At 46.0% G+C, this 7,972-nt stretch carries 12 protein-coding genes; 6 read left to right on the forward strand and 6 right to left on the reverse strand.

Features of this window, described 5'->3' with window-relative positions:
* Positions 1-21: 21 nt before the first annotated feature.
* The 3 genes from ACKF11_RS08940 to ACKF11_RS08950 are packed head-to-tail and all read right to left on the reverse strand — an operon-like array spanning position 22 to position 2,011.
* A complete protein-coding gene (locus ACKF11_RS08940) occupies positions 22-921 on the reverse strand; it encodes a hypothetical protein (protein ID WP_407996775.1) in 900 nt (299 codons plus the stop codon).
* Complete coding sequence (locus tag ACKF11_RS08945; RefSeq protein ID WP_407996776.1) at positions 918-1,769, reverse strand: DNA adenine methylase; 852 nt, start codon at positions 1,767-1,769, stop codon at positions 918-920. The genes ACKF11_RS08940 and ACKF11_RS08945 overlap by 4 nt, the downstream gene beginning before the upstream one ends.
* On the reverse strand, positions 1,766-2,011 hold the full coding sequence (locus ACKF11_RS08950) for a hypothetical protein (RefSeq protein ID WP_407996777.1): 246 nt from the start codon (positions 2,009-2,011) through the stop codon (positions 1,766-1,768). Before ACKF11_RS08950 ends, ACKF11_RS08945 begins: the two co-directional genes overlap by 4 nt.
* Before the next feature lie 273 nt (positions 2,012-2,284).
* Between ACKF11_RS08950 and ACKF11_RS08955 the strand changes: the two genes are divergently transcribed.
* Both ACKF11_RS08955 and ACKF11_RS08960 read left to right on the forward strand, forming a co-directional pair.
* A complete protein-coding gene (locus tag ACKF11_RS08955; RefSeq protein WP_407996778.1) occupies positions 2,285-2,977 on the forward strand; it encodes a hypothetical protein in 693 nt (230 codons plus the stop codon).
* A gap of 156 nt (positions 2,978-3,133) precedes the next feature.
* Complete coding sequence (locus tag ACKF11_RS08960) at positions 3,134-3,775, forward strand: hypothetical protein (RefSeq protein WP_407996779.1); 642 nt, start codon at positions 3,134-3,136, stop codon at positions 3,773-3,775.
* On the opposite strand, the gene ACKF11_RS08965 is transcribed toward ACKF11_RS08960, so the two are convergent.
* Positions 3,772-4,221, reverse strand: coding sequence for a phage regulatory CII family protein (locus tag ACKF11_RS08965; RefSeq protein WP_407996780.1), 450 nt, complete (start codon positions 4,219-4,221; stop codon positions 3,772-3,774). The two genes, ACKF11_RS08960 and ACKF11_RS08965, sit on opposite strands and share 4 nt — an antisense overlap.
* A gap of 135 nt (positions 4,222-4,356) precedes the next feature.
* Complete coding sequence (locus ACKF11_RS08970; protein WP_407996781.1) at positions 4,357-4,563, reverse strand: helix-turn-helix domain-containing protein; 207 nt, start codon at positions 4,561-4,563, stop codon at positions 4,357-4,359.
* Between the two features lie 45 nt (positions 4,564-4,608).
* Here ACKF11_RS08970 and ACKF11_RS08975 point away from each other — a divergent pair, with 45 nt between their 5' ends.
* The 4 genes from ACKF11_RS08975 to ACKF11_RS08990 are packed head-to-tail and all read left to right on the forward strand — an operon-like array spanning position 4,609 to position 7,203.
* Entirely contained in the window at positions 4,609-5,097 is a 489-nt protein-coding gene (locus tag ACKF11_RS08975) for a hypothetical protein (RefSeq protein ID WP_407996782.1), read from the forward strand.
* A gap of 43 nt (positions 5,098-5,140) precedes the next feature.
* Positions 5,141-5,917, forward strand: a complete 777-nt coding sequence (locus tag ACKF11_RS08980) for a type I restriction enzyme HsdR N-terminal domain-containing protein (protein WP_407996783.1) — start codon at positions 5,141-5,143, stop codon at positions 5,915-5,917.
* A gap of 36 nt (positions 5,918-5,953) precedes the next feature.
* Positions 5,954-6,448: a hypothetical protein gene (locus ACKF11_RS08985; RefSeq protein WP_407996784.1), complete on the forward strand. Its 495-nt coding sequence runs from the start codon at positions 5,954-5,956 to the stop codon at positions 6,446-6,448.
* Complete coding sequence (locus ACKF11_RS08990; protein WP_407996785.1) at positions 6,442-7,203, forward strand: hypothetical protein; 762 nt, start codon at positions 6,442-6,444, stop codon at positions 7,201-7,203. Before ACKF11_RS08985 ends, ACKF11_RS08990 begins: the two co-directional genes overlap by 7 nt.
* Positions 7,204-7,550: 347 nt before the next feature.
* On the opposite strand, the gene ACKF11_RS08995 is transcribed toward ACKF11_RS08990, so the two are convergent.
* Complete coding sequence (locus ACKF11_RS08995) at positions 7,551-7,859, reverse strand: ImmA/IrrE family metallo-endopeptidase (protein WP_407996786.1); 309 nt, start codon at positions 7,857-7,859, stop codon at positions 7,551-7,553.
* Between the last annotated feature and the right edge of the window lie 113 nt (positions 7,860-7,972).

Genomic DNA, 7,972 nt, shown 5'->3' on the forward strand with positions numbered 1-7,972 from the left:
ACACCCTCCTCAAAAAACCAATCAAGCACCCTGCTGACGACTTGCCTGATACAAATCCTCATTGATGCCCGCTGCTATCCTCACCCGCTTGAAGAACACAGGGTCAGTCTCCGTGCTCACCCTATTCACATGCAGCTTATGCGCCATCTCCTCATGGCCTTTCGCGCTAAACACCCATGCTGGCAGCACATCATCCTGAGCCTTACGCTCCCAATACCAAGTCGCTTTGAAAGTCGCCCAATGATGCAAGCAACAAAACTCTATCGCCTGCTCAAGCGTAATCCCCGCCTTGCCTGCCTCCTTCATCATCGAGTTCAGCAATGCATTCGTCAGCGTCCCTCGCTTTTTCTTCAACACACGTTTGAAATCCTGCACCGTCTCCTTATCGACATAAGCAGGCAGCCTCACATCCCCAATCTCTAAATCGTCATCAGGAATGGGTGATTTGTGCGTATGTTTTTTATTATTGTTTCTTAAGGTATTGGCTCTCATGGGTGAGAGCCGTGTGGATAACTCTGATTTTTCAGAATCTTTATTTTTCATAGGCTTAGACTGCCTACCCCTCTCACCAGTGATAGGGGTATCATCCATGAGAGGGGTATCATCTACGATACCCGTGTGGATAACTTTATCCTCACGATTGACCAACCGCTCAATCACAATCCGATACCGCCTCGTTGCATGCTTCGCCCCACCATCGTGATTGCCCACCACCTCAAGATAGCCATCATCAATCAAGCCATGAATCACACGCCTGGTCTGTACTTCACTTAAACAAGCCAAATCAGCCACAGCCGCAATGCTGGGGTAAAGGTTCAACCCACGGTCATCACACCAGTTGGCCAAGATCATCATCACCAGCTTTCCAGAGCCTGGCTTGCGATAGTTGTAAAGCACTAAATCTGAAACCTTAAAGCTCATGCAAACATCCTCTGCTGTGGTGCCTCGGCTCGAAGCGCCGCACTGCATTGCGGGTTAAGCCACAAACATTCCGTGCGCACCTTGCCCCCACGATTTCCGGCGATACGCGAATCCGTGTAATGCATTTCCCACCCCGCCAAATGCTCTCGATACAACACAGAGTCATAACCACTCAACACCACATACCCCTCCAACTGCTTCAAAGCCTCCAACAAACGTACATGTCCCTCGTCATCCAACTCATGCCGGTAATAGGTTCGCCCGCGCTCAATCTGGCGAGTGGCAAACACATAGGGCGGATCAACATAATGCAAAGTGCTGGCGGCATCGTGCTGCCGCATCACATCGCAAGCATCCCGGTTCTCAATCAGCACACCGGCAAACCTCAGTCCCACCTGCGCAATGTTGTCTGGATACTCAGCCCACAGCGCCATGGCCGTGCCATAGTCCCGCTTGGAATCTATCCGAAACCCCGTCTTGCCCTTCGTGGCGCCAGCACTGCCAAACCCCATCTGCGCGCGAATCACCGTGCGCCTCGCCCGCTCAACCGGGTCGTCTGCCGGCTGCCACGCAAGATCAAACTCATCCCGCGCATAAGGCGTCATCACACATGCCGCAACCAATTGCGCCCGCGTGGCAGGATCCCGGCACACCCGAAAGAAATTCACCATATCCTGGTCAAGATCGTTATAAACCTCGGCATAAGCTGGCGGCTTCTGCATCAGCACACCTGCAGCCCCACCAAATGGCTCGACATAGCACGTATGGGCTGGGAAAAACTGCATCACCCAACTGGCCAGCCGAAACTTGCCACCGTGGTAGCGCAGAGCAGGCTTACTCACCATCATTTCCGCCCCTTCAAAGCTGCCCTAGCCCGCCCCATAGAACCAGCAGGTGCAGCAGAACTTGCCGAAACCTTCTCACCCAGCGGAACATCCGGGTTCACACCAGGCGAGACAGCAACAAACGCAGGCGTCACCACCCGATAACTAAAATCACCAAACTGATCACGCATGGCCAGCATAAAATCCAATGCTTCTTTTTGCTCGGGTGTCATGTTCTGAAACTCACGCTTAGAACAATCAGTCATCCAAACACCGCCTTTCGCACTGCATCCATGCGAGAACGGAAAGCCACTCGCTTGGGTGCGAACACCGCCTCCAGCTCTAACATCAACAACTCATGCTCCCAATCGCCCCGCCTTCGCTTCACCTCATCAAGATAACCAGCCCTAAACCTTGGTCGCCTAGTAGCCAGCCAAGGCGCTGCCTTTTTGCAGCGAAACACTCGCACATGCGCTTCGTGTAAGATCACGTCAGACATACTTACCTCTGCACGATGAAAAATAAAGGGAGAGAATGCGGTGACAATAGGGTGTGAATTGCCCCTCAAAGAGATCTGGGAGGCTTGGGTAACTTTCGCGATTTGGCCTTACACTTTTGCTAAAGCTGAGGGAGGCTTGGCTAGCTGGTTGCAGGCACTTGGCTCTATTGGAGCAATTATTGGCGCATTTTTTATTGCTCAGAACCAAGGAAAAAAGCAGCTTGCAATAGCACGAGAGCAATCTGAAGCTCAGATAAATGCACTTAAGGAGCAATCCGAAAGCCAACACCGCAATGCATTGAAGGTCATTGAAGAACAAAGAAGACTCGATCTGGATCGAAGGTTTCAAATTTGCTCTTCGCTGTTCTCCTCCACTATTGTGATTTACAAAAACCTTTTGCCACCGAGAACTGGAAATGTCGAAAAAGTCACTATTTCTTTGGAAAAAATCACGGGTCTTAAAAGAACAATAGAATACATCCCTCCTTTTGAATATCCATCTGGCTGCGCGTACATCTACTTTTCTAATCTGGCCAACTTGTTGGGTCTGCTTGCTGAGGCGCTTGCCAGAGAAGCACCGAACAGCGCAATCGTTAGCGTGCACGTTAGCCAGATTGATCATCCCAACAGCGAGCTGGGGAAAATAATCCGAACTCAGTTTGATTGCATCATTGATGAATACGCGGAAGTAAATGCCGATAGAATTGACTTGAACAAAACTAAAACGAGCTAGTAAGTCATTTAAAAATGTCCTAAATATGCTTATTTTTCGCTCAATGAGAAAGGGCTTGTAATGGTGTTCTGCTGGTTTTGGGAGAATGGTTGTGTTCTGTATGACACAGGAGGATTTGCCGCTTGAATTCAGGCTATTGGGTCGATTGGCGCGATAGTGGTTGCATTTTTCATTGCTCAACATCAAGCTAAAAAACAACTTGAAATTGCACAGGAACAAACTGACAAACAAATTCAGGCTATGCGAGAAAATACTGCACAACAAATCACTCATGCTCAAGAACAAACTGCGCAGAATCTGAAAGAAGAAAGGCAAAAATCTCACAGACTGCACCTGAATGCTCTTTTGGCAATAAAAGCTGAAAAACTGGAAATTTCGAAAGGAAGGCTTCTTGCTCTTTCCGGGAATATCAATTGGCTCAAAGCAGCTTTTATTGATGCGGAAAAATTCTTTAATGAAGAAAAATCTTCTAAAGAAAAACAAACAAATGTAATCAAAGATATAGTTAAAAAATTTACTTTTACCTCCGATCAAATTAGCCAGATTCCCATACATGAATTGTATCTTTCTCAAGTCATAAAAGAGACTAGCAAAGTAATATTTGATATCTCTCATTCCACCTCTCAATTCAATAAAGAAAATTGGACCCCTAGTGAGAACGATTACTCTCCAAAGCCATACAAATTGTTTGCGGAATTTATGCAGAGTTTTTCTAATAAAATTAACGATATGATTATAATCGTTGATGAAAAAATCAAAGATATTGAAGCTAAGCAAGATACAGAAAATCATAATTAACACTTCACTACCTGCCTAATTCGATCAATCAAACCAGCCATCTTTGCCATCACATCCTCACCCTCACTGGTGATGGTCTGCAACTCATCATCAGTGATAACGTGATCGGCATAGGCAAGCTGGAATGCCGCAGCAAAATCACCCATCTCCTTCATCACCTCAAGAAAACCTTCTAGCAAGTTCATATCGCTGCCATCGACAACAACCTTGTCGATAACCAGCTTGTCGGCCTTGCCTGCGAAAAACTCCGCCACACGGCCATTCGCATCGCGAAGGTCAACAACTGCTTCAATCTCTACCGGATTAAGAAAATGCGTGGTGTTATTGGGATTGAATTTGTGCTGAAAAACAGTTGGGTTCTTCTCCATCCGCACAGCCAGAGCTTTTACGCCCCCTTGATGCCCCTGGCCAATCAAATAAAGCAAATCAGGAAAGTTAGAAGCCATATGTCACTCCAGCCTCAAAACTGACGTAGCACACCCCTACCAAGGCGCCTACTATGGATAAAAAGCGCGACAGGCCATGGGGAAATGACCCGCCACGCGTAAACAAATGGGAAAGGAAGAAAAGGAATGGAGACGTCATGCTGCTGCCACCCCGTAGATGTCATCAAAGCTGATGGATACGCCTCGGCTTTGTGCAAGAGAGATTAATTTCCGTGCCGTGTCTGGAGGAATGTCCTGCCCATTCTCATATTTCGAGACATTCGGCTGTGACATCCCCAATGCCTCAGCGAGTTCTGCTTGGCTTAGGTTGAGACGGCTTCTAATGGTTTGGAAATTATTCATGCTTTGAATAATAACCAATAGTTATTGAATATTCAATAACCCATAGTGATTATTAATAGTCCTAAAATATTACTTATGGTTATAAATAATAAAAGAGCGTTTTCTGAACTACTGATCAAGCTGTGCGAGGCTGACGGCTTACTTGAGCGCGGTCGACAAGCAGCACTTGTGCGTTATCTCAAAGGTAAAGGCCATAAAATCAGCCAACCTGCGGTAAAAAAATGGTTTGATGGAGAATCGCTGCCAGAGACCGATAAAGCTCTCGATCTCGCAAGAATGTTCCACATATCAGTAGATGATCTCCTCTCCGGCAACAAAGAGGCCTTACACAAACGCAAGCAAAGCCAAGCTGGAAGATCGAATGAACCACACAATGAAATAAAATCCGAGTGGCCTTTTGGAGACAGAATAACTCCGGAGCAATACTCAACACTGTATAAAGACCAAAAAGAAAACATCGAGAACAGAATTCAGATCTTCTTGGACGACAACGCAATAAAAAGCCAGGAGGCAGCAAAACAAGCCAGCAATTAGGCTGGTGTGGGTTAACCCACAACTTTAAGGGGGAGGGAATGTAATGGCATTATCAAAACGTGCAACAGACCGTATCACCACAGAGTTAAAGAAATATATCGCCATTCTGCAAGAGGCACAGAACCGTGACATCAGCGAATCTGACACGGTGGTCATCATCAATGACATGCTGTCCGACGTTCTGGGCTATAAGAAATATACCGAAGTCACTACCGAATTCTCCATTCGTGGTACCTATGTTGACTTGGCCGTAAAGGTGAACGAAGAAGTCCGCTTTCTGGTAGAGGGCAAAGCAATCGGCATCGTCCTCAAAGACAACCATGTCAAACAAGCCATGGAATACGGCGCGCACAAAGGTATCGAGTGGGTCATCCTGACCAATGGCGTGATTTGGCGTATTTACAAGATACTGTTCCGCCAACCCATCGACCAAGTCCTTATCTACGAAATCAATCTGTTACAAGAAGGCAGGAAAATAGCCGAATTCGTTGAAGAGTTTGGCTTGCTGGCACGTGAAGAATTCAGCGGTGCCAACATGAACTCCTATCACCAACACAAACAAATCACTGGCAAATACACCGTTGCGGCCATCTTGCAGACCCCTGCCCTCATCTCCGCCATCAAACGAGAAATCAAGAAACTAGCCCCATCAGCCCGGCCAGATGACGAATGCCTGCTCAAATGCATTACTGAAGACATCATCAAGCGAGAGGTGCTAGAAAGCGACGAAGCCAAAGAAGCCGTTGCGTTCATCAAAAAGACTGCCAGAGCCAATGAGCGTAAGGCAGCTAAGGCTGCGGCCGAAAAAACCGAGCAATAAATCAGCGACTGCTTGAAACGGAGGTTTATTAACAATATGCTCCCAAAAGATCTAAAAGCTCACAAAGCCTGTAGCAAGCGCCTTCCTGTAAATCCGGAATTCAAACCGCAAAAAAGGAACAAGCTTCCCAGACCTTTTCATAAACTGGGTGGTCCAAGGGTTCATACCACTGGCATGATTGATGTGTCAGAACACCATAAAGTCATTATGATTTGGCGTGATGGTGAGCTTTTTACAGATCGAGCATTCTTTGCTCATCTATTCTGTAAACTCGAAAATGGCTCTTTGAGCCCCATATTTGAGTTTCATTGGCATCCCTCTCATAAAGGGTTTCATTGTAAAATGCCTTGCAGAACTGAACATGACTATACAAACCGCAACTTACCCGGTGCTCCAGAGCTTAACTTAAACACTGATCCGGGGCTTGATCCAGCCGATGCTGAAGATAGAACAAAGCTTGTAATACTATTTTGCAAAGCCTGTGGAATATTATTGCCAGATACTGACCCGAACTCAGAAACCTTATGGTAATCACTACCAACATAAAGAAAACTATTTGCTCGCTGTTTGAGGTGCATGAGGACTCTCAAGGCACCCAGCGTATAGTTACGCCTTTGGAGTACCTGCATAGCAACGAAAAAATAGTCATACGTGTTCGCCCATCCAAAGATGGTGACGGTTTCTTTATTGACGAGAATGGCGAAGCCGCTTTTACAGCCTCAATGAATGGGGGTGATGTTGAGTCTGAGATAATTCAACGATGGGCAGAAGATCTATGCTTAACCTCTCCTGTAGAATTCACAGGCGATGAAACATTACAAGCATTTGCTCATGATGAACGTCTAATTGCCCCATATATTTTCAAGGTAGCAGAGGCAGCTCAGCAATTAAACGCATTTGCCTCCCATCGACACGAACGAAAAGAAAGTCAATTTAAAGAACAAGTTGGCGAGGTTATCTCCGACATTGCAAAACGTCTGCAAATTCATCATTCCGTAGATACTGAACTTCCAATCATGGGAGGATTGGTTGCTGACCATATTCTCGGAGATGAAACACCACTTATAGTGATAGTTGCAACATCAGCAACTCGGCTTCTGGAAGCTGAAGTAATCTATATGCAATATAAGGCTGATAGGAAGCCTGGGAAAATTATTGCGATTGCTGAGAGCCAGGCCTCTGTTGGTAAAAAACAATATGAACGTGCTAATTACTACACCGACAAATCTCTAATATTTAATCCTGATGCACTTAGTTCCCTCATTACTCAAGAAATGAGACATTAAGAATTCTGATCAGGCAGTTTTTTCATAATAGAAAAGCCCGCACTAAGCGGGCCCCCACGCTCTATCTTATATCAGCGAAAGCTGATTTGGATAAGAGCGGCAGTGTTCGCAAACATACTCAAGGCGTCCCTTTTTGAAACGCACGTAAGAGTTCACGTGAACTGCTTTCGGATAGGCGCAAGTTTTCACTTGACAGTCTCCTCAATACAATTGGAGGACAGTTTTCCTTGCGCATACATGGATTTATCTGTAAGATAAACTCCGCTTTTTGTAGTATACGTGGCATATGGATGACGTCCTCATTCTCCATGCCAGGCCTAATCGTGTTGGCGCACGGTTAGGCTTTTTTATATGAAATTCAAGTTTTGCGCGATTCTCTTATTGTAAGTTTCCAATCGATATTGAGCTGCCTGTTCGCTAGTGCCACAAATCATTGAAAGGTGCCGGGGATCATTATTCGAGATCGAACAAGCCCCTATCGGCATCATAATGGCTGCTGTTAAAGATTTCGCCTGCCATTCACTATCCTCATAATGCTTATGAGTAGCCGCATCTACACCACGATTTCGATTAAAAGTAATATGATGTTGTAGCACTATGTGAGCAAGCTCATGGATTACCGTAGATCTTCCAAACACGCCATGAATCGCCCCCACTTTCCTAGACAGCTCAAGAGTCTCAAACTATGGAAGTTGAGGAGACATCATGAGCAAGCAACAACGTTACACCGAAGAATTCAAACAGGCCGCCGTCAAGCAAGTCACTGAAC

Source organism: Methylobacillus draconifructus (genome assembly GCF_045984385.1).
In the GTDB taxonomy this organism is placed as follows: domain Bacteria; phylum Pseudomonadota; class Gammaproteobacteria; order Burkholderiales; family Methylophilaceae; genus Methylobacillus; species Methylobacillus flagellatus_A.